Raw genomic sequence first — 19,513 nt, 5'->3', positions numbered from 1 at the left:
CTAGTCCTCCTCAACAAAGCGGACGGTCACATCGCCCATGTCCTGGAACCGGGCGCAGATCGTATCCCCGTTCGAAACCAGTCGGGCCTCGCACGCGCCGCCTGTCAGTATGAGCGAGCCGCTGGCCAGTGTTTCGCCGCGCTCGGCAAGCCATCGCGAGAGCATCACGATCGTGCGCGCCGGACTGCCCAGCACCGCGCCGGAAGCCGCTTCGCCCACGATCTCGCCATTTTGCAGGACGACGATGCCTATGGTGCGGAGATCGATCTCGTTCGGGCGCCGGGGCCTGCCGCCGATGACGTAGCGGGCCGAAGAGCTGTTGTCGGCGACGACGCTCGGCAGATCGAACTTATAGTCGGCATAGCGAGAATCGATGATTTCGATGGCAGGAACGATGAATTCGGTCGCGGCAAGCACGTCCGCTTCGGTCCGCAAGCGCGCTGGGATGTCATGCTTTAGCAGGAAAGCGATTTCTGGTTCGACGCGCGGGCGAGACAGCAACTTCGTAGGACAGGCGCCCCCGTCCGGCACCGCCATGTCGGCGGTGATGAAGCCGAAGGTCGGTGTGTCCACCTTCATCTGCGCCATCTTCGCGCGTGACGTCAGTCCCGCCTTGTAACCGACGAGCCTTCGCCCGCGCGCACGCCACCGTTCGCGCAGCAAATCCTGCACCAGATAGCCGCAGGCGATGTCGAAACCCTCATGCTCGGCGGTCGGAAGCGTCAGCGACTGGCCGTTCATCTGGGCTTCGTCGACTCGTTGCGCGATCGCGCTCAGCGCCTCCTGGCTCAAGCTGATGGTCATTGGAAGGATACCTCGCAACTGCCAAGGCCGCCGAAATGGGCGACGACTCTGTCTCCCGCCACGACCGGCACCAACGCGGCGAGCGAACCGGAGAGAATGACCTCACTGGCGCGAAAGGTGACGCCCAACTCGCCCAGTCGATTGACCAGCCAGACGACGGCGTTGACCGGCGAACCTTGGACGGCCGCGCCCACACCGGTCGCCGTCAACTCGCCATTCCTTTCGATCAGCATGCCTACCAGCGTCAGGTCAATGTCGCGCGGATCGACCGGCGTATCGCCCAGCACATAGGCGCCGCAGGATGCATTGTCCGAAATCGTGTCCTGGATGCGAATGTCCCAGTTGGTGATCCGGCTGTCGACGACCTCGAAACAGGGCACCACATGCGCAGTGGCTGCCAGCACATCGACGGCAGTCAGCCCCGGCCCCGCCAGATCATGTTTGAGGATGAAGGCAATCTCGCCCTCGATGCGCGGCTGGATCAACGTATCCATCGCCAGCACAGCGCCGCTGCGATGCGCCATGCTGGCGGTCAGCTGGCCGAAATCGGGTTCGAACACCTGCATCATGTCCTGCACGGCCTTCGATGTGACGCCGATCTTCTTGCCGACGATACTGTCCCCGGCTGCGACCATGCGCGAGACCATGCGCTCCTGGATGCGGTATCCGTCCGCGATTGTGATGCCCGCCACGCGGTCACGCAACGGCGCTACCGCAATCCGGCCACTTAACGCATCAAATAGCTCGTCGCCGCAGCGCTCTATAGTCTGAGTATCGAGGGCCATCAGAGCTTCACACAGATATTACGCAGTTCGGTATAGAATTCGAGCGAGTGGACTCCGCCCTCGCGGCCGATGCCCGACTGTTTCGATCCGCCGAACGCCGTGCGCAGGTCACGCAGGAACCAGCTGTTCACCCAGGCGATGCCGACCTCGATCCGGCTCGCCACGCGATGCGCGCGGGACAGGTCCCGGGTCCAGATCGTTGTGCCCAGGCCATATTCGGTATCGTTGGCATGCGTGACTGCCTCTTCCTCGCTGTCGAACGGCGCGATGTGGCAGCAAGGGCCGAAAATCTCCTCACGCATGACCGCAGAATCTGCGGGAAGGTCCGTCCAGATAGTGGGCTGTATCCAGGACCCCCCGGCCAGCTCGTCCGGCAATTGTGGGATGCCGCCGCCAGTGACGATCGTGGCGCCATCGGCGACGGCGCGTTCATAATATCGCATAACCTTTTGGCGATGCTCCTGGTTGATGAGCGGCCCCAGCGTCGTTGTGCGCTCGCCGGGCACACCGACCGCCAGTGCCTCGGCCTTTACCTTAAGCGCTGCGACGAAGCGATCGAAGATCGGCCGCTCGACATAGACCCGCTCGGTGCCTAGGCAGACCTGACCGCAATTGATGAAGGTTGCCCGCGCGATGCCGTCCACCGCCGCGTCGAAATCGCAGTCGGCAAATACCAGGCCGGCATTCTTACCACCCAGTTCGAACGACACGTCACGGATACCGCCGGCGGCGGCGCGCATGATCGCGGCGCCCGTGGTAGTTTCGCCAGTGAAGGTGATGGCGTCCACCTGCGGATGTGTGGTGAGATATTCGCCGGCCGATCCGGCGCCACGGCCATGCACCACATTATAGACGCCATCGGGAATGCCGACAGCGGCGCAGACTTCCGCAAGCAGGGTTGCTGTTCCCGGCGTTTCTTCCGAAGGCTTGACGATGACGGTATTGCCGCAGGCAAGCGCCGGCGCAACCTTCCACGTCATCAGCAGGAGCGGGGCGTTCCAGGGGCAGATGACGCCGATCACGCCCTTGGGCACACGCAGCGCATAATTGAGGGCGCCGGCGCCGTCCGGGGTTGGCATCATGAAGGATTCGGTGGGTACATTCTTCACTAGATCGGCGAACATGCTGAAATTCTCGGCCCCGCGCGGAATGAAGGCATGCTCCATGACCGATCGGGGCTGGCCGGTGTCGGCCATTTCGGCCTCGACGAAATCCTGGAACCGACGCGTGATCTCCGCCGCGACAGCGTGCAGCAGGCGGGAGCGCTCGGCGACTCCCATCTTGCCCCATGGGCCATTCAGCGCCGACTTGGCAGCAGCAACCGCCGCATCGATTTCCTTCTGCCCGCCGGCATAAACTTTGCCGGTTATCTGTCCATTGGCCGGATTAATATTAGGGAAGCTGGTCTCGCTGCCGACGAAGCGTCCGTCGATGAAATGCTGAAACTGCCTGGGCGCTCCCGCCGCCACTTCATGCGCAGGATTTGCGGCTGGCTGATCGTCCAAGATCGAAAGAAGAGTATCCATGCCTGTGTCTCGCTCAGAAATTTAAAGTAAGAATGCGTGGCCGCATCACCGAACCCAGACGCCCGAAGCATCCGACGTGAAGCCAACCGCCCGGTAGGCGGCATCGACGAGCGACTGGCCCCGCTCGTTCAGCGCGACACCCGGCCCGAGCCTGTTCATGACATAGCCGAAAGACATGCGCGCTTGCTCGTCGGCAAAGCCAATGCTGCCGCCCATACCAACCGCACCAAAGGCCTGCTCGCCCAGGATCGCGTAACTGCCCGCGCCATCCTGCCGCCGGCCCCAGCTCTTGCCGAATCCATAGCTGAACGCCGTTGCGATCCGCAGCATACTGTCGCAGGCCGACGCCGACCTTGTGTTGCGCATGAGCGGCAGGGCTTCGGGGCCGACGAGGCGTACGCCGTCCAGCGATCCGCCGACCGACAGGGGGGCATAGAGGCGGGCAAGCCCGCGCGCAGTAGCGACGCCTCCGGCAGCCGGCAGTTCCGCCGCCCGGAAGGCTCGTGCATTCAGCATCTCCGGTGCGAATAGATCGCCGACATTGGTCGCCATCTTGCCGCCGATCCAGTCGGGTTCGGCAATGATCTTGGCGATCATCGGTGCGCTGCTATCGGGCTCGGCGGGGATCAGTGTGGCGACCCGTGATTCCTCTTCCTCCGGCAAACCGAACCAGATCTCGGCGCCTAACGGACCCGCAATCTCCTGCTGCGCGAATTCGCCGATGCTCATTCCGGTGATCCGATGGACCAGTTCACCCCAGAGGAAACCGATGGCGATGCCGTGATAGCCGTGCACCGTACCGGGTTCCCAGATCAGCGGCTCCTGCGCCAGCATCCGCGTGGCGAGCTCCCAGCCCAGCAGTCCGCCGGGCGGCACCTCACTCTGCCACAGGGGAAGGCCGAGTTGGTGGCTCATGGCGAGTGCGACCGTCGCCTCGCCCTTGCCGTTGGCGGCGAATTCGGGCCAGTAGCGGGCAATCGGCGCGTCAAGATCGAGCAGGCCGCGATCGATCAGCACATGCAGGCATGCCGCTGCCAGCCCCTTGCCGGCCGAAAATATGGTGAGCGCCGTTTCCCTGTCCCACGGCTTGCCAGAAACGGGGTCGGCGATACCGCTCCACAGATCGATCACCGGTTCCCCGTCCAGGTAGATGGCGACGGCCGCGCCCACCTCTCCATGCTCGCGGAAATTACGTTCGAACGCCTCCATCACTGGCGTGAACCTGTCGTGGCAGAAGCCCGTGATAACGGGGCCGTGACCAGTTATCTGGCTTTGGACATTCATAGGGATCAGTCTCTCCAATGCAGTTGTCCAGCTCGCCTGCGGGCGTGAGACACGATCCGCCGATCCGTTCGATGCTCGCATCATCCTCGCAGAAGCGGCCTACGGTCCGCCATCGTCACCTCTACAGTCGTCGAGATTGATTCTCGAGATTATGTACAAACATCGCAGATTCTTGAAAGACTTGTCAACACTCGTTTTATCCCGATATTCTGGTTATGCCGAATATGGTCGGTCTGAGTCAGGCATTGCAGGAGTGCGCGCATAACATGGCTAGTCATCCAGTGATTATGTCGCCTAGCGATGCGCAAGGCGGGCAACCGCCCAAGACGCTGGTCTCGACCACGTATTTGGCGCTGCGCAAGGATATCATCCAGGGACGCCTCGCCCCAGGATCGAAGCTACGTGCCGAACATCTCAAGGACGTGTATAATGTTGGGGCCGGCACGTTGCGGGAAGCACTCTCTCTCCTGGCGTCAGATGCACTGGTTGTCATCCAGGGACAGCGGGGCTTTCGCGTCGCCGCGATGTCTCCTTCCGATTTTCACGATATCACGGAAACGCGGATTGTATTGGAGTGCCAAGCTTTGCGCTTGTCCATCCACGTCGGAGATGACGAGTGGGAATGCACCCTAACAGCTGCTTTCCATAGGCTGAACCTTGTCGAGCAACGTTTCCGCGCGAATCGAAACGAGATGTTCGAGGAATGGGAGTCAGCGAACAAGGGGTTCCATGAAGTGCTGATTTCGCGATGCGGCTCGCCCTGGACGCAGCATTTCTTGAAGGTGCTGTACAACCAAGCGGAGCGCTATCGTCGGGTTCTGCTGCCCAACCGGCCCGAAAGCCGGGATGTACATGCAGAACATGAAGCGATATTTTCTGCTACAATGGCGCGCAACGAAGATGCAGCATGCGATCTTCTCTCGAGCCACATCCGCTACAATCTTGAACTCTACAAGAAGCTCGATGGCTAGCTTCCATCACTCTTTTACAGGGCAGCAAAATGCTGGCCGGGGGCTTCGATGCCGGCGATCTGGCCGAGACGGCTCTCATTCGTGAGCCATTCTACTCGTCGCGACCACCAGCCTGTTCGTCCTCCGCGATTCTTATTGTTGCTTCCGCGTTCGATGGAGAGCCGGGCTGTCGAAAATGTCGAAGGGTAGATATGAGTAAGATGATGACGACTGCACCATTTGAGGAAAATCCAAGTTTGGATAATGGGGACATCTCTTCAGTTCACACCATATCCATTCCGTCATTAGACTTTTCTTTTCGGGCTGATGGCCAAACTAATATTTTGGTCGCAATGATTGCAGCCCAGCAAAATGGAATCGCGATCGGATGTCGGAGCGGGGGGTGCGGTGTGTGCCGTATCCGCGTGGTGAAAGGCCATTATCTGGTTGCGCAGCCTATGAGTCGGCAGCGGATATCGCCGGAGGATGAGGCACAGGGCATTGTTCTCGCCTGTCGTGTCGTGCCGCGCTCCGACATGATCGTGGTCCCAATGCCGTTCATTTCTGCTCGTCCGCGCATTCCTGGGAGTTCCATATTATGAACGGTTGGCTTGAAATGCAGGCGGTACCCGGCGTGCTCGCCGTCCGCGGCATGCTGGATGCGGCGATTTTATATGCTGAGGAGACGGGCATGCGAGTTAATGTCGCCATTGTCGATGTCGCTGGCAACCTGGCGGGCTTTTTGCGGATGCCGGGAAGCTTTCTTGTCTCCAGCGATCTTGCAATCGATAAGGCGTGGGCTGCTGCAAGCTTTGGGATCCCGACCCGCACGCTCTCGGCGACGCTAGAGGGCGAGCCACGTGCCGTGCGCGAGGGATTGTTGCGTCGTCCCAGGGTGACTGAAGTTCCCGGCGGGCTTCCAATTCGTGTAGATGGGGTATTGGTGGGAGGAATCGGCGTATCCGGCGCTAGTCACGAACAGGATGAACGATGCGCTAACGCCGGTCTCGCGATCCTCCAACACAAAGGTCCTACTTGATGGCGCGCAGGTGCGAGAGCATTCCAGCGAGCGCAAGCGTTCATATCGAGCTTTCCCTTCCGATCGATAGGCGCACGTTCCCCTTTATTTTTCGATGTCAGGCGTATATTTTGCGGAGAATCCAAATATGAAGCTTGTGCGATTTGCGACCGACGATGGCGTCCGTCTCGGTGTTGCGAGCGGAAACGGTATCCGCGATATCACAGATTATTGCGGCACGACCTCGATGCGCGCTGCCCTGAGCCAACTGGGAAGGCTGGGGGATGCCAATCTCGAAGCTATGCCGTGGCATGCCTTGGCGGACATCGCGCTCAAGGCGCCTATTGCCGATCCGCAGAAGATCCTCGCGATCGGCATGAACTATCAGGCGCATGCCCAAGAAGCCATCGACGCGGGCATTCCCGTGCCGGAATATCAGCTCTGGTTCAACAAGCAGGTTTCCTGCCTAACTGGACCGACCGATCCCATCATTTTTCCATCCGTGTCTACGCAGTTGGACTATGAGGCAGAGTTGGTCGTCGTGATCGGCAGGCGCTGCCGCAATGTCACTCGTGAGGATGCTCGCTCCGTGATTGCCGGCTACATGGTTGGGAATGACGTCTCCGCGCGCGATTGGCAGCACAGGACACCCACCTTTACGCTCGGAAAATCGTTCGACACACATGGTCCGATCGGTCCCTGGATTCTGACGGATGACGAAGTCGAAGATCCCCACGCTCTGACTCTGCATCTGAGTGTGAATGGCGAAGAGCGTCAGCGCACCTCGACCGGCGACATGATTTATGACATCTACGAACAAATCGTCTACCTTTCGACCGTTATGACGCTAGAGCCGGGCGATCTGCTATTCACCGGCACGCCTTCTGGCGTGGGCGCTGCGACCGGCAAGTTGCTGAGGGTCGGAGATGTTGTACGGGTCGAGGTCGATGGCCTAGGTGTAATCGAGAACGACGTTGTGTCAGAATAGAGTGAGAGAAAGGTGTTATCAGTTACTTATGCCTTCATTGAAATAGCCGCCCTAGTAATGCCCTGAGCATCGGTCCTCTTTATTTCGATACTTTAGAGCGTTTTTCGATCATTCTGGATCATATCCGCACGAGCTGAAGTAGTTGACACATTCCATGGGCTGGAAAATATCGACGAGTTTGCCGATCAGGTCCCACAGGCCGTTGACGGTTCGCTCTTCGGCCTTTCGCAGCATGGCTTTGAGTTTGGAAAAGGCTTTCTCAATCGGATTAAAGTCCGGGCTGTATGGTGGCAAAAACCGTAGTGTTGCGCCCGCCGCTTCGATCAGTTCGCGCACGGAAGCGCGCTTGTGGCTCGACAGGTTGTCCATGATCACGACATCGCCGGGCTGCAAATCGGGTAAGAGGACTTGGGCCACATAGGCTTCGAACCAGTCCCCGTTGATCGGGCCGTCGAGCACCATCGGCGCGACCATGCCGGTTATACGCAATCCGGCTACCAGCGTGGTGGTTTTACGGTGACCATGCGGAAAGCCCATCCGCAAGCGTTCGCCTTTCCGGCAGCGGCCATGGCTGCGGGTCATGTTGGTCGCGGTCCAGGTTTCATCGATGAACACGAGCCGCTCGGGATCGAGGTCGAGCTGGCCGTCGAACCAGTCGTGCCGCTGCTTCAGGACGTCGGGCCGGTCCTGCTCGGTACGCGTGTGGTCATGACCCTCGGATTTGGAGCGGTACCCAGTTCCAGGGCAAGAGCTGATCGATATCCTTGGCAGGATGATCTGCGATGCGCTGTATGATGTCGGTAAGATAGGCCTGTGGGTTGATGCCGTTGAGCTTTGCAGTCTGGATAATGGTGTAGAATATAGCGGCACGTGTTCCGCCGGTGTCGGAACCCAGGAAGGTCCAGTTTCGGCGCCCAAGGGTCAGCGGACGGATGGCGCGCTCGGCAGCGTTATTGGACATTTCAAGACGGCCATCGAGAGTATAGCGCGTCAGGGCTTCCCAGCGTTTGAGGCAATAGCGGAACGCCTTTGCCAGATCGCCTTTTTGACTAATCCGGTTGAGACTGGTTTTCATGAACGCCTTGAGATCGGCTAGGAGCGGAACGCTGCGCTCCTGGCGCGCGGCGAGACGGATCTGAGGGTTTTTCCCGTTGATCTCGCGCTCGATAGCGAACAGATCGCCGATCTTTTCGAGAGCGGCTGTAGCGAGGGCGGATTTGGTTTTGGCATGGTCGTCGAAGATGCCGCGACGCGCGTGGGCCCAGCAGGCAACCTCAAGCAGTGTCGCATTGCCCTGGGCGTCTGGCTGATAGAGTTTGCCAAAGCCGGTGTAGCCATCGGCATGAAGATAGCCGCGACAGGGCGCCAGCAAGGCATGTGCATGTTCGCCTCTCCTGTTGGGCGAGTAATGATAATAGGCGGCGTGGGGATTGGATGATCCCCAAGGCTTTTCATCACGTACGACGACCCAGAGCTGTCCCGTCTTCGTCTTTCCTTTGCCAGGGTCCTGAACCGGTATCGGGGTGTCGTCAGCATGGACGCTGGGGCCTGCACGGGGGCTCTGTTGCAAAGATTGGCGGCAGTCAGAGGTAGGCTGTCGCTCTGCGCCGATCAGGCGGCTGCTGCGAAATGGTGGTTGAGCATGCCCATGGCCTCCGTCAGCGCCGAGGGCCCAATGCCAAAAGCTCTCTCCACAAGGCGCACCTCGCCCCTGATGCCGGGCTGCAGGCACCAGGGGCGAGCCTGTCCTTTGCGCAGGGCTCGCATGACTTCGAATCCCTTGATCGTGGCATAGGCCGTGGGGATCGATTTGAAACGGGACTGTCAGGATTTCCGTGTGTGGCCGGGCGGTTGATCATCAGGCCGCCATGGCTCTGATGAAACGTTCGCCGAAGATCACGGCAAATTGCGCCTTCGCCATGGTCCACTCACGTGGTGGCATCTTCCACTCTTTCTCCGACCGATTCAAGATCAGGTAGAGCAGCTTGGTGGCGGCCTCGTCGCTGGGGAAGTGTCCCCTGGCCCTGACAGCCCGCCTGAGCTTCGAGTTCAAAGCTTCGATGGCGTTCGTAGTGTAGATGATCCGGCGGACCTCGTCGGGGAACGCAAAAAACGGGATCACCTCGCCCCAGGCGCGCCGCCAGCTCTGGCCGATGGCGGGATAGCGCTGCCCCCAAGGGCCAGCCTCAAATGCTGTCAGCGCCTTTTCGGCGGCATCTGCGTCGGTGGCACGGTAAATCTCCTTGAGCGCGCTGGCGAGGTTCTTTCGGTCCTTCCAGGAGACGAAGTCCATCGAGTTGCGCAGCAGGTGAACGATGCAGGTCTGGACGATCGCATCGGGGAACACTGCGGTGATCGCATCGGGAAAGCCCTTCAGGCCGTCAACGACGGCCAGCAGGATGTCTTCAACGCCACGGTTGCGAAGCTCGTTCATCACCCGAAGCCAGAACTTGGCACCCTCATTCTGCTCGAGCCACAAGCCGAGCACCTCCTTTGCGCCGTCGGCGCGGACGCCCAGCGCAATGTGGATCGCCTTGTTGCGCACCATGCCCTCGTCGCGGATCTTGACCCGGATCGCGTCGAAGAAGACCAGCGGGTAAACCGGATCGAGCGGCCGCTGCTGCCAAGTGGCGACCTCATCGAGCACGGCGTCGGTCACCGTGCTAATCAAATCGGGTGAGACGTCGATGCCGTATAGATCGTGCAGGTGCCTGGTGATCTCGCGGGTGCTCATGCCGCGCGCGTACATCGACACGATCTTGTCGTCGAAGCCGGGAAAGCGGCGTTGATACTTGGCGATCAACTGCGGGTCGAAGCTCGACTGGCGATCGCGCGGCACGTCGATCGCCAACTTGCCGGTGTCGGTCATTACCGTCTTCCGACCGTAGCCGTTGCGCATGTTGCCGGCGCCGTCTTCGCCAGCGAGGTGGTGATCCATCTCCGCATTCAGGGCACGCTCTGTCAGCGCCTTCTTCAGCGAATCGAGCAGACCGCCCTGCTCGAAGGCGGCACTGGCAGTGCCGCCCGCCAAAAGCTGATCGAGAAGCTCATTCGGTATGGCAGGTTCTTTGCGTCGTGACATAGTGGGACTCCTTGTTGCCCATTATGCCCGGCCACACACGGAAATCCTGACAGTCCCTCAAACGAATGGCAAGAGCGCGACCGATTGCCGCTGCGGCGACTGGCTGGACGGCGCTTGGCGGAAATGGTGCAACCGAACTAGCATTGATCTCGCAAAGCGCATAGGAGCCATCGCTGATGGCTTCACCAGGGCGAAATAGGAAGTCGGCGTCCCAAAGAAGCGGAAGATCGTGGTCGGCGATCGACAGCAACCTTTGCATCTCTGGAATCCAGCGATCCTCCATCGCTTTCCGTAAGGCTGCGAAGCGCGTCACCTCCGGTCCGAACATGGCGCGGCCCATCGGCTGTGGGGTTGACGACGTTGTATCAATGGCCGTTGGCGTCATCAGCGCAGTGATCAGGTTGTGCCCAAAGCCAACCACTCGGTGCCCGCACACGTAGCAGCGGACCATGCCCTCGGACGACTGCGGCTGATAAGCCTGATCGATCAGCACGCCGCCGTCGTTTAGAAACGGCACCCACCTTTCCAAGCACTCGGCTAGGCTGATGCGCTCCGATTTGCTTCCTTGGCGGGCCTCTTGAACTTTCACCGACGTTTTCAAAGCCGGAGCGTTTCCCGCTTCGTCTAGTTGGACACGCCATACATTCCTGCCGCCGTTGCCGTAGTTCGGCTTCAGCACGCGCGGGCCTGCGGCAAGATGTTCGGGGAAACGAGCGCGAAGGCCTTCAGCGTCCACGTATCGATCGACATCGCTGCCCCATTCCATGGATCGCGTTGTGTAGAGCACTTCCTTGACGCCGATTTTGGCGATCACGTCAGGATGCGCGCTGACGACAACGCCGCACCCCGCGACTTCGCGCAGCATTGGATCGAGCTGCGAGCGGTCGCCTGAAATGTCCAACGGATTCACCCAGACCAGCACTGCGTCGCACGACAGCAGCTCGTCCCGAATCTCGCGAACCGCCTCGTCCCTGTACAGTACAGGCCTTGCGGTCGCCCCGAGCGCCCGCAAGGCCTGCATTATCGGCCACTGCCGGGCTTCATGAAAGCGATGCGTCCACTCGGCTGCTTGCCCACGCCAAAGAAGAGCGATGTTCGGGCCGGATGTCATTGTTGCATCTCCCCATCGGACCTGTCCCCTTTGTGGTCGCGAACTCAGGTGTCGCGCAGCAGTGGGTGTTAAGCCACGGCGGTCGGGTTCAGCCGCCGCCGCGCAAAGCCGCGGCATAGCGCCGGTCGACCACTTCCCAGTCGATGTTGCGGAAGAAGGCGTCGACATATTTGGCGGCGGCGGTGCCGTAATCCATGTGGAAACTGTGCTCGTACATATCGAGCGCGAGCAGCGGCACGCCGGCAATCGCACCGTGCATATGATCCCACGCCCAATGGTTGTGCAGCGAGCGCGTGTGGAGATTGTAGACGAGCACGCACCAGCCCGATCCGCCGGCAAGGCTCATCCCGGTACGGCGGAAGTCGGCTTCCCAGCGGTCGAACGAGCCGAACGCCGCGCCCAGCGCGTCGCGGATGGAACCGGCTGCCTGGCCGTTGCCGCCGAGCCCGTCGAAATAGACCTCATGGAGCACGACCGAGCCGGTGCGGTGCAGCTCCTCGCGCTTCAATCCGCCATAGACCACCGGCGGCAGGTCCGTGTCAGCGAGCGCGGCGGCAAGTCGTGTCTCGATCATATTCAGGGCCTTGACCGAGCCCGCATAATTGTTCTCGTGGTGCGATGTGATCAGCCTTTCGGAGAGGCCGTGAAGCCTGGCGGGATTGAACCTGAGCGGCTTGACCTGATGATTTCCGGCAAAGGCGGGGACAGCCGCCGGCGCTGCGGCCGGCGTCTGCGCAGAGGCTTCGTTGATAGTCATGGCGGCGGCTCCGATGCCAAGAGTTGCGATTGCACTGCGTCGGGAAAGATGGTCGATCGTCACGCGTCACTCCTTCAGATGATCATTACATATGCGGCCCCGAGGACCGAGCAGACGCCGAGCACCGGCAGCATGCCGGCCTTGAACCGGAACATGGCGAGTATCGCACCCACCGCGAGCGCCAGCGCCGGCCAGTTGACGGACGTTAGGACTGGGAGATCGATGGTGCCGGCTGCGAACGGCACTTCGCGGACTTGCTCGAACAGAGTGTGGATACCAAACCAGACCGCCAGATTGAGGATCACGCCGACCACTGCGGCGGTGATCGCCGAAAGCGCGGCCGACAATGCGCGGTTGCCGCGCAGCCGCTCGATGAATGGCGCGCCGGCGAAGATCCACAGGAAGCATGGCAGGAAGGTAACCCAGGTGGTGAGGATTGCGCCGAAGGTCGCGGCGACGAGCGGCGGCAGCCCGGTCGCTTCGCGGAAGGCCGCGAGGAAGCCGACGAACTGCGTCACCATGATCAGCGGCCCGGGCGTGGTCTCGGCCATGCCGAGCCCGTCGAGCATCTCGCCGGGCTGGAGCCAGCCATAGGTCTCGACTGCCTCCTGCGCGACATAGGCGAGCACCGCATAGGCGCCGCCGAAGGTCACCACCGCCATCTGGCTGAAGAAGGTGGCGATGCGGCTGAACACGTCGTCGGGGCCGAACGCGAACAGCAGCGCTGCGACCGGCCCGAGCCAGAGCAGCAGCAGGACGCCGGAGATGCGCAGCGACCAAGAGAGGTTCGGCCGGGCATGGTCGGGAAGGCCCTCGCCAAGAGCGGTGTCGCGGTCGTGGATTATCTCAGCGCCGGCGGGACCATGTCCGCCGCCGCCCTTGAATGCGGCGTAACCAGCGCGGCCACTGAAGAAGCCGATCAGCGCGGCGGCAAGCACGATCAGCGGGAAGGGCACGTCGAGCACGAAGATCGCGACGAACGCCAGCGCGGCAAAACCGCGCATGACGTTGTTCTTCAAGGCACGCGAACCCACCCGGACCACCGCCTGTAGCACCACCGCCAGCACGGCGGCCTTCAATCCGAAGAACAATCCCTCGACCAGCGGCACTTCGCCGAGCAGCACATAGACATAGCTGAGCCCTAAAATCGCGAGGAAGCCGGGCAGCACGAATAGCGCGCCCGCGACCAGGCCGCCCTTGGTCTTATGGAGCAACCAGCCAATATAGACAGCTAGCTGTTGCGCTTCAGGGCCGGGCAGCAGCATGCAATAGTTGAGCGCGTGGAGGAACCGCTCCTCGCCGATCCAGCGCTTCTCCTCGACCAGGATGCGATGCATCACCGCTATCTGGCCCGCCGGTCCGCCGAAGCTGAGCAGCGCGACCCTGATCCAGACGCGCACCGCCTCGCCAAAGCTGATGCCGTGCTCGTGCAGCGTCTCGACTGCGATTTCAGCGCGTGCGCTGGCCTCCATCTTTAGTCCTCTTTTCGCCGGGTGAAGTGAGCATAGAATCCGTCGAGCGCGGTCGATCCGCGCGCGATCCGCTCCTCGTCGTCGTCGGTGCCGGCACAGATGCCGGCGATAAGCGCGCTCACTCCCGGAGTTTCCGGGCGCTCGAACCGAGCATCGGCAATATCAAGGTCGTGAACAATTTCGCCGAGCGCCCGCAGCGCGGGGTCGGTCTCGAGACCGGTGAGGAACACCAAGGTCTCGAAGGAGCAGCGGTCGCCTTCGTGGGTGAACTCAGCGTCCGCCATGTCGAACCTCAGTTCGTCAGGCTCCGGCACATATCCTTTGCCCTCGACGAACTTGAAGCTCGCCTCGGGGTCGATGAAGCGGCGAATGAGCCAGGCGGACGCGATGCGATCGACATGGACATGGCGGCGCGTCACCCAAACGCGGCGCTTTAGCTCCGCCGGGGTCAGCTCGGGCGCACCGGGGCCGCTCACATCGGGATGTTGGTGAGAGCGGCGGTCCGCCTCGGTGATGGCGGCCTGTGCCGCCTGCCGACCATGCGCACCGAAAAAGTCGATCGCGGCGACCTCGTTCAGGCGTTTGCGCAGGCGGCCCACATCCGCCGCCGCGACATACTCGCCCTCACACAGCGCGCGCGCCTCGCGTGCCAACTCCTCATAGTCGGCGTCACGCGCAGCGTCGAACACTCCGCGCAGCTCCGCATCGCCCATGCCGCCGACAAGGCGCGCTTCGAGGATCAGCGCCTCGCCGCCATTTTCGGTGATCTCGCGATGCAGTTCTTCGAACAGCGCGCGCGTGTCCTCGCGATTGGGGAGCGCATGGACGGCGTTCTTGAGCGGCGCGGCCCCGATCGCCTGCAAACGCCGCCAGACCTTCACCCGCAAATAGGCAGGCTTAGCCGGAAGCTGCGGGATCAGGAGCAACCAAGGGGAAGCTTGTGTGTTTGTCATAGTTGTATCGTCACTAGCCTACAAGTGTAAGGGTTGCATCACAAGCCTCATGAGCATAGGACTGCTTATCCCGAAGAAAGAAACCGGAGCGTAATGTCGCGGCTCGCCGGCGGCGCGCTCGCATGACGTGAGGCTTTCCGTGTCGAGTGCGCTGATGAAGGATCAATTATGCTGAAAAAGACCATCGCCTTGGGATTCGCCAGCCTCCTGCTGGCAAGCCCGGCTTGGGCAGCGCCGGACTGGTCGGCTGTCGACCGGGCGATAGGACGAGCGGGGGCCGAACAGCCGGGGGGCGTTCACCGCTACAGCTTCCCGCGTTCGGACCTGAGCGTCACGCTGGATGGGGTGACGATCAAGCCCTCCCTCGCGCTCGGCTCTTGGGCGGCGTTTCAGCCGATGGGCGACGAGGCGATGGTGATGGGCGATCTCGTGCTGACCCACGACGAGGTGAACCCCGTTTTGAGCCGCCTGCTCGCAAGCGGTTTTACGATCACCGCGCTCCACAATCACCTGCTCCGCTCTTCGCCTGCGACCATGTACATGCACATTGCCGGCCACGGCGACCCGGTGAAGCTCGCGGCCGCGCTCCGGCAAGCGCTATCAGCCAGTCGGACCCCGCTCGCCGCGCCGCAATCGCCTTCGGCCAGCGCAGCCGCATCGCGGCTCGACCTCGATGTGGCCGCGCTCAACCGGTTGATGGGCGGTGAGGGCAAGACGGCCGGTGGCATCCTCCAATACAGCTTTCCGCGCGCCGAGCGGCTGATGGACGGCGATATGGAGACTCCGCCGACGATGGGCACGGCGACCGCGATCAACTTTCAGCCAACCGGGGACGGCCGAGCCGCCATCACCGGCGATTTCGTACTTGTCGCAAACGAGGTCGATCCGGTCCTGCGCGTGCTGCGGACGAACGGGATCGAGGTCACGGCGCTGCATAATCATATGCTAAACGACGAGCCGCGGCTGTTCTTCATGCACTTCTGGGCCAACGACGACGCAGCCAAGCTCGCCCGTGGGCTGCGCGCGGCGCTCGACAGGATGAACAATCAGAGGAGTTGAACTCGGACGACGGCTCATTGGGCCGTAACCGCCGCCCGCCCGACCCCACGGCCCTTATGCAGGAAGTGGAATGGAACATGGCTAGCAAACGAACTCTCACTGTTGTCGCAGGCGTGGGCGCGGCCGCGCTGGCGATCGCGGGCGTGGCGATCGCGCAAAACCACGAGGCGAACGAAAACCGGATAATCGGCAAGCACAGCGAACGAGACATCCCGCTTGCTCAGGTGCCCGAGGCCGCGATGAACGCGGCACGCGCGCAACTCGCGTCAATAAGCAAAGCGGAGCAAGTCACCCGAAAGGCGGACGGAAGCACGCTCTATGAAATCAAGGGCAAGAACAGCGACGGAAAGACGATCGAACTGTTCGTCACGCCCGAAGGCCAGGTGCTCGGCCGCGAATGATGGATCAGCACGGGGCGCCGGCCGTCGAGGGCCGTGCGCCCCTTCCGAAATGATACTGCGGAATAGGAGACGAAAATGCGGCCAAGGCGATGGATATTGTTATGCGCCGCTTTGGCCGCCCTGCCTGATAGTGCGATCGGCCAAACCGAACCCGCGTCGGCGACGGGCTCGGCGTTGTTCGTAAGCTGTCAAGCGAATGAGCCGCGATGCGGCGCTTACCTCCAAGGCGTGCTCGACATGATGATCGTCGCGCGAAAAGCGGAATGCCGCGCTCCACGCTATGACCGATCGGCGCTGCGCGCGGCATATTTACGCTGGGCGGAGCAGAATAGCTATTTTATGAGTGTTCATATGGTGGCCGGAGCTGAACGCTCGTTAGCGAAGGCTTGGCCATGTCAGTAGCATCGTACCCCGCGGCGTAGCCTGCCCGGCGGCTGCCTTTGAGGGCAGGCGGAGCGTCCGCCTGGCGGTGAATTCCGCCAGCTCAACGATCCCATGTCGCGCCTCAAGCTCGCTAATTAGCCGATGTTCGCATTATGTCTGCCAAATCGTTGTCTGGCGCACAAACCTTGAGGTGACGCCTTGCTGGGCGGGAATGTTGCGTGATGCGGCACAGGAGAAGGCCGAAAAGGACGGGGAGCCGGGAAAATGGGATTAGGATCGGGCAGCGCGGCCGTGCTGGTTGTGGAGGATGAACCCCTAGTGAGGACGATGGCGGCCGACATTCTTATGGACGCGGGCTATCGCGTCTTTGAGGCGTGCGAGGCGGCGGACGCTCTGGCGATCCTTGACGGCCGCGATGACATTGGCGCGGTGTTCACCGATATTGAAATGCCCGGAGGGATGACCGGCCTTGCCTTGGCCGCTGCCGTCCGCGACCGATGGCCGTCCATGCCGGTCCTCGTTACCTCTGGCCGCGTGCGACCAGGTGCAGGCGAATTGCCGAACGGCGCTGCCTATATCGCCAAGCCCTACATGGCCCCTGTGCATTATTCGGCCACAGATTCACGGTAGGCGAGCTTGAGGGACGTCGGCGCCAGCTTCTCTGCCAGGGATTGCGCTACGTAAGCCGTCGCGGCCACACAAAAAGGCCGGCACAACGGCCGGCCATAGTTTTAGGAGAGGATGCCTGAAAGGCATCCTCATGCTGCACCTGCGAGCAGCCGTGCGCAATACAAATCCGCAGGCACCGTTGGTGAAGGCGGCTCCAGTGTCTATCAGGCGGCCAGCATGTCCTTCATCGTTGCGGGGTCAAGCCGTCACCGGCGCAGTTCTTCGATCCCGAGTTCCTGCCATATCCACCCGAAGTCGTACGTCGCCATCGGATCATCGATGTCAGCGTGTCTCCCACTGAGATTTTCGAGATGTTTTAGCCACGTGGCGAGTTGGTCGCGTCCGGCCTTGCTGCCGGCGCATTGTCGCGGCGTTTTGTCGCCGAGCATCGGGACAGGCTCATCGAGGAGTGTCCGGTATTGACGATCGAGCATGCCGTGGACAAGCGGGGTGGCGACCTCGACCGGGATGTCCGGTGCCGGCTCCGACACGGTTCGTCCTTCCTGACGCGCAGCCATCGCCTGTTCGATCGTCTCGATCTCGGTCAAAGGTGTTCCCACCAGGGCGCCGAGCGCCTGGGTGACGAGTGCAACGCCGCGTTCTGCACGTTCGGCCGAGGTGACGGAGAGGATCAGAGCGCGGCCCTTGAGTTCCAGATTCCCAAGCACCGGCGTGCCGTCTTCCATTGACACACCCCACGCCATCTGGCCGGTGCCTTTCTTGCCCTGTTTTGTTCTGGTGCCGAGCCAGTTCCAGAAATGTGACGTTTCCCGCTGCAGGGCGGGCACGGTATCGAGGCGGTCGCCGATGAGTGCCTGCGTCGTCCCCCGCGTGAACGGAAAACGGACACGGTGGAAAACAACCTCCTCGCCATCGGCGTTATGCAGCGTGGGGATGGCGACAGGCTCGAGCATCCTGGGCAAGATGTCGAACAGCCAGACCATCGAGATGAGCGGCGCCAGGTCGCGCAGTTGATCATCGTCGATCACTAGTTTCGCGCGCGGGCCGCGCTTGCCCTGTCCCAGGCGCAATGCCTCGAGAAGGGCGCTGGTGGCTTCCGCTGTAAAGGACAGCAGGCCGCCTGCCAGGATCCTATGCCCGCTCACCGGAATGATGCGCACGCCGATCCGATCCCACGGGCCCAGCGTCCTGGACGCGGTGCGCTCGCGGACCTGGACGGGATCACCGCCCCGGATCAGATCTCGCGCGAGGAAGCCGACGCCGGGCTCGATCGCGCTGACTTCATAGACGCTCATGACGGAGGTCTTCAGCGCGCGCATGTAGAGCTTGTTGGGGCCGGCCTCGTTCCATCCGCGGCGCTTGAGATATTCGTCCACGATGTTGCGGCCATCGGGCTCGAAGACGCGGGTCACCAGGTCCTCGAACGCGCAGCCCCACAAGGTCATGGCCCAGTGATCCCCGATGATGCCGGGCAGTTCGTCGGAATCGATGTCGAACTGCGTGAGAACCGGCCCCAGATGATCGTCGAGCGCGTCATGCAGGTCGTCGGCCCACTCGGGCCGTGTCGCGAACTTCATCAGCCCGGTCAGGTCGTGGCCGCGTTTCATGCCGGTAGCTCCATAGTCTGTCGGTGCGCGGCGACGATGCGCGAAACGGTCGGCTCGCTGACATGATAGAGCCGCGCCATCTCGGCGCCGGATTTTCGTCCGGAGATGACGGACTCCGCGATCTCGCGCCGTTGCTTTTCGCCGAGTTTGCGCCGGCGTCCGCCGATCCGCCCTTCGGCGCGCGCCTGGGCGAGGCCGGCGGAGGTGCGCTCGCGGATCATGGCGCGCTCGAACTCGGCGAAGCTCCCGACCATCTGCATCATCATGCGACCTGCGGCCGTGGTGGTGTCAATCGCCTCGGTCAGCGAGCGGAAGCCCGCGCCCGCCGCCTCGATCCGCTCCATAATGTGCAGCAGATCCTTGAGGCTGCGCGATAGCCGGTCGAGTTTCCAGACGACGACGACGTCACTGTCGCGTAACTGGCCGATCATCTCCAGGAGCTTTGGCCGGTCCCAGCGCCCGCCACTGGCAATTTCCTCGAACACGCGCCTGCACCCAGCCGCGTCGAGGGCGCGGCGCTGGGCGGCGTTCGACTGCTCGTCACCCTTCGACACCCGCGCATAGCCGATCAGATAGGGTGCCCTGGTCAAATCCTGCCTTTCACAAACGGCCGTATCCGGAGGCCAGTGCGGCATGAACGGATTCCTGCGGCCTCTTGTCTTTCACAATCCTCTTTCAGAATCATGCCGAAAGGCAAGTGGT

At 61.9% G+C, this 19,513-nt stretch carries 20 protein-coding genes and 2 pseudogenes; 8 read left to right on the top strand and 14 right to left on the bottom strand.

Annotated elements, in window-relative coordinates; translation table 11 throughout:
• The 4 genes from TZ53_RS23440 to TZ53_RS23425 are packed head-to-tail and all read right to left on the bottom strand — an operon-like array spanning nucleotide 1 to nucleotide 4,324.
• A complete protein-coding gene (locus TZ53_RS23440; RefSeq protein WP_044663304.1) occupies nucleotides 1–804 on the bottom strand; it encodes a 2-keto-4-pentenoate hydratase in 804 nt (267 codons plus the stop codon).
• On the bottom strand, nucleotides 801–1,589 hold the full coding sequence (locus TZ53_RS23435) for a fumarylacetoacetate hydrolase family protein (RefSeq protein WP_044663303.1): 789 nt from the start codon (nucleotides 1,587–1,589) through the stop codon (nucleotides 801–803). Before TZ53_RS23435 ends, TZ53_RS23440 begins: the two co-directional genes overlap by 4 nt.
• Nucleotides 1,589–3,115, bottom strand: coding sequence for a 2-hydroxymuconic semialdehyde dehydrogenase (locus TZ53_RS23430; protein ID WP_083434550.1), 1,527 nt, complete (start codon nucleotides 3,113–3,115; stop codon nucleotides 1,589–1,591). Before TZ53_RS23430 ends, TZ53_RS23435 begins: the two co-directional genes overlap by 1 nt.
• Nucleotides 3,116–3,160: 45 nt before the next feature.
• Nucleotides 3,161–4,324, bottom strand: a complete 1,164-nt coding sequence (locus TZ53_RS23425; protein ID WP_044663302.1) for a serine hydrolase domain-containing protein — start codon at nucleotides 4,322–4,324, stop codon at nucleotides 3,161–3,163.
• 341 nt (nucleotides 4,325–4,665) lie between these two features.
• Here TZ53_RS23425 and TZ53_RS23420 point away from each other — a divergent pair, with 341 nt between their 5' ends.
• The 4 genes from TZ53_RS23420 to TZ53_RS23410 all read left to right on the top strand — a co-directional run bounded on the left by TZ53_RS23420 (nucleotide 4,666) and on the right by TZ53_RS23410 (nucleotide 7,355).
• Nucleotides 4,666–5,370 (top strand): GntR family transcriptional regulator, encoded by a 705-nt coding sequence (locus TZ53_RS23420; RefSeq protein WP_052628278.1) that lies wholly within the window; start codon nucleotides 4,666–4,668, stop codon nucleotides 5,368–5,370.
• A 191-nt stretch (nucleotides 5,371–5,561) separates the two neighbouring features.
• Nucleotides 5,562–5,951, top strand: coding sequence for a 2Fe-2S iron-sulfur cluster binding domain-containing protein (locus TZ53_RS26380; protein ID WP_232307252.1), 390 nt, complete (start codon nucleotides 5,562–5,564; stop codon nucleotides 5,949–5,951).
• On the top strand, nucleotides 5,948–6,388 hold the full coding sequence (locus TZ53_RS23415) for a GlcG/HbpS family heme-binding protein (protein ID WP_152664097.1): 441 nt from the start codon (nucleotides 5,948–5,950) through the stop codon (nucleotides 6,386–6,388). The genes TZ53_RS26380 and TZ53_RS23415 overlap by 4 nt, the downstream gene beginning before the upstream one ends.
• 127 nt (nucleotides 6,389–6,515) lie before the next feature.
• On the top strand, nucleotides 6,516–7,355 hold the full coding sequence (locus TZ53_RS23410; protein ID WP_044663299.1) for a fumarylacetoacetate hydrolase family protein: 840 nt from the start codon (nucleotides 6,516–6,518) through the stop codon (nucleotides 7,353–7,355).
• Between the two features lie 108 nt (nucleotides 7,356–7,463).
• On the opposite strand, the pseudogene TZ53_RS23405 reads toward TZ53_RS23410, so the two are convergent.
• The 8 genes and pseudogenes from TZ53_RS23405 to TZ53_RS23370 form a co-directional block, all read right to left on the bottom strand.
• Nucleotides 7,464–8,048 (bottom strand): annotated as a pseudogene (locus tag TZ53_RS23405) (IS630 family transposase); the annotation flags it as partial.
• Nucleotides 8,049–8,061: 13 nt separating this feature from the next.
• Nucleotides 8,062–8,925, bottom strand: a complete 864-nt coding sequence (tnpC, locus tag TZ53_RS26375; RefSeq protein ID WP_197565262.1) for an IS66 family transposase — start codon at nucleotides 8,923–8,925, stop codon at nucleotides 8,062–8,064.
• 41 nt (nucleotides 8,926–8,966) lie between these two features.
• Nucleotides 8,967–9,170 (bottom strand): annotated as a pseudogene (locus TZ53_RS27395) (IS6 family transposase); the annotation flags it as partial.
• Nucleotides 9,171–9,213: 43 nt separating this feature from the next.
• Nucleotides 9,214–10,437, bottom strand: coding sequence for an IS256-like element ISSpwi2 family transposase (locus TZ53_RS23390; protein ID WP_044663225.1), 1,224 nt, complete (start codon nucleotides 10,435–10,437; stop codon nucleotides 9,214–9,216).
• On the bottom strand, nucleotides 10,403–11,548 hold the full coding sequence (locus TZ53_RS23385) for a Cj0069 family protein (protein ID WP_172668337.1): 1,146 nt from the start codon (nucleotides 11,546–11,548) through the stop codon (nucleotides 10,403–10,405). Before TZ53_RS23385 ends, TZ53_RS23390 begins: the two co-directional genes overlap by 35 nt.
• A gap of 88 nt (nucleotides 11,549–11,636) precedes the next feature.
• Nucleotides 11,637–12,305, bottom strand: a complete 669-nt coding sequence (locus tag TZ53_RS23380; protein WP_017184236.1) for a superoxide dismutase — start codon at nucleotides 12,303–12,305, stop codon at nucleotides 11,637–11,639.
• 74 nt (nucleotides 12,306–12,379) lie between these two features.
• On the bottom strand, nucleotides 12,380–13,777 hold the full coding sequence (gene chrA, locus TZ53_RS23375; RefSeq protein ID WP_017184237.1) for a chromate efflux transporter: 1,398 nt from the start codon (nucleotides 13,775–13,777) through the stop codon (nucleotides 12,380–12,382).
• 2 nt (nucleotides 13,778–13,779) lie between these two features.
• Nucleotides 13,780–14,703, bottom strand: coding sequence for a chromate resistance protein ChrB domain-containing protein (locus TZ53_RS23370; RefSeq protein ID WP_008603798.1), 924 nt, complete (start codon nucleotides 14,701–14,703; stop codon nucleotides 13,780–13,782).
• Between the two features lie 195 nt (nucleotides 14,704–14,898).
• On the opposite strand from TZ53_RS23370, the gene TZ53_RS23365 reads away from it, so the two are divergent.
• The 4 genes from TZ53_RS23365 to TZ53_RS23355 all read left to right on the top strand — a co-directional run bounded on the left by TZ53_RS23365 (nucleotide 14,899) and on the right by TZ53_RS23355 (nucleotide 17,204).
• A complete protein-coding gene (locus TZ53_RS23365) occupies nucleotides 14,899–15,789 on the top strand; it encodes a DUF1259 domain-containing protein (protein ID WP_008603797.1) in 891 nt (296 codons plus the stop codon).
• A 56-nt stretch (nucleotides 15,790–15,845) separates the two neighbouring features.
• Nucleotides 15,846–16,190: a PepSY domain-containing protein gene (locus tag TZ53_RS23360; protein WP_236614763.1), complete on the top strand. Its 345-nt coding sequence runs from the start codon at nucleotides 15,846–15,848 to the stop codon at nucleotides 16,188–16,190.
• Between the two features lie 75 nt (nucleotides 16,191–16,265).
• Nucleotides 16,266–16,592, top strand: coding sequence for a Rap1a/Tai family immunity protein (locus tag TZ53_RS27995; protein ID WP_223178489.1), 327 nt, complete (start codon nucleotides 16,266–16,268; stop codon nucleotides 16,590–16,592).
• Between the two features lie 309 nt (nucleotides 16,593–16,901).
• The gene (locus TZ53_RS23355; RefSeq protein ID WP_337589259.1) at nucleotides 16,902–17,204 is read left to right on the top strand and encodes a response regulator; all 303 of its coding nucleotides are present in this window, start codon (nucleotides 16,902–16,904) and stop codon (nucleotides 17,202–17,204) included.
• 245 nt (nucleotides 17,205–17,449) lie between these two features.
• Here TZ53_RS23355 and TZ53_RS23350 read toward each other — a convergent pair whose 3' ends face one another.
• Both TZ53_RS23350 and TZ53_RS23345 read right to left on the bottom strand, forming a co-directional pair.
• The gene (locus tag TZ53_RS23350) at nucleotides 17,450–18,811 is read right to left on the bottom strand and encodes a hypothetical protein (protein ID WP_007683476.1); all 1,362 of its coding nucleotides are present in this window, start codon (nucleotides 18,809–18,811) and stop codon (nucleotides 17,450–17,452) included.
• Complete coding sequence (locus tag TZ53_RS23345; RefSeq protein ID WP_007683474.1) at nucleotides 18,808–19,401, bottom strand: recombinase family protein; 594 nt, start codon at nucleotides 19,399–19,401, stop codon at nucleotides 18,808–18,810. The genes TZ53_RS23350 and TZ53_RS23345 overlap by 4 nt, the downstream gene beginning before the upstream one ends.
• Nucleotides 19,402–19,513: the final 112 nt, after the last annotated feature.

The organism is Sphingobium sp. YBL2 (assembly GCF_000943805.1).
In the GTDB taxonomy this organism is placed as follows: domain Bacteria; phylum Pseudomonadota; class Alphaproteobacteria; order Sphingomonadales; family Sphingomonadaceae; genus Sphingobium; species Sphingobium fuliginis.
This window is presented reverse-complemented; position numbering and strand designations above follow the sequence as displayed.

Excerpts from the sequence above, each read along its gene's own strand:
- TZ53_RS23350 (WP_007683476.1), bottom strand. The coding sequence starts at position 18,811 with ATGAAACGCGGCCACGACCTGACCGGGCTGATGAAGTTCGCGACACGG.
- chrA (WP_017184237.1), bottom strand. The coding sequence starts at position 13,777 with ATGGAGGCCAGCGCACGCGCTGAAATCGCAGTCGAGACGCTGCACGAG.
- TZ53_RS23390 (WP_044663225.1), bottom strand. The coding sequence starts at position 10,437 with ATGTCACGACGCAAAGAACCTGCCATACCGAATGAGCTTCTCGATCAG.
- TZ53_RS23425 (WP_044663302.1), bottom strand. The coding sequence starts at position 4,324 with ATGGAGGCGTTCGAACGTAATTTCCGCGAGCATGGAGAGGTGGGCGCG.
- TZ53_RS23355 (WP_337589259.1), top strand. The coding sequence starts at position 16,902 with ATGGCGGCCGACATTCTTATGGACGCGGGCTATCGCGTCTTTGAGGCG.
- TZ53_RS23365 (WP_008603797.1), top strand. The coding sequence starts at position 14,899 with ATGCTGAAAAAGACCATCGCCTTGGGATTCGCCAGCCTCCTGCTGGCA.
- TZ53_RS23430 (WP_083434550.1), bottom strand. The coding sequence starts at position 3,115 with ATGGATACTCTTCTTTCGATCTTGGACGATCAGCCAGCCGCAAATCCT.
- TZ53_RS23380 (WP_017184236.1), bottom strand. The coding sequence starts at position 12,305 with ATGACTATCAACGAAGCCTCTGCGCAGACGCCGGCCGCAGCGCCGGCG.
- TZ53_RS23420 (WP_052628278.1), top strand. The coding sequence starts at position 4,666 with ATGGCTAGTCATCCAGTGATTATGTCGCCTAGCGATGCGCAAGGCGGG.
- TZ53_RS23385 (WP_172668337.1), bottom strand. The coding sequence starts at position 11,548 with ATGACATCCGGCCCGAACATCGCTCTTCTTTGGCGTGGGCAAGCAGCC.
- TZ53_RS26380 (WP_232307252.1), top strand. The coding sequence starts at position 5,562 with ATGAGTAAGATGATGACGACTGCACCATTTGAGGAAAATCCAAGTTTG.
- TZ53_RS23415 (WP_152664097.1), top strand. The coding sequence starts at position 5,948 with ATGAACGGTTGGCTTGAAATGCAGGCGGTACCCGGCGTGCTCGCCGTC.
- TZ53_RS23360 (WP_236614763.1), top strand. The coding sequence starts at position 15,846 with ATGCAGGAAGTGGAATGGAACATGGCTAGCAAACGAACTCTCACTGTT.
- TZ53_RS23410 (WP_044663299.1), top strand. The coding sequence starts at position 6,516 with ATGAAGCTTGTGCGATTTGCGACCGACGATGGCGTCCGTCTCGGTGTT.
- TZ53_RS23435 (WP_044663303.1), bottom strand. The coding sequence starts at position 1,589 with ATGGCCCTCGATACTCAGACTATAGAGCGCTGCGGCGACGAGCTATTT.
- TZ53_RS23440 (WP_044663304.1), bottom strand. The coding sequence starts at position 804 with ATGACCATCAGCTTGAGCCAGGAGGCGCTGAGCGCGATCGCGCAACGA.
- TZ53_RS27995 (WP_223178489.1), top strand. The coding sequence starts at position 16,266 with ATGCGGCCAAGGCGATGGATATTGTTATGCGCCGCTTTGGCCGCCCTG.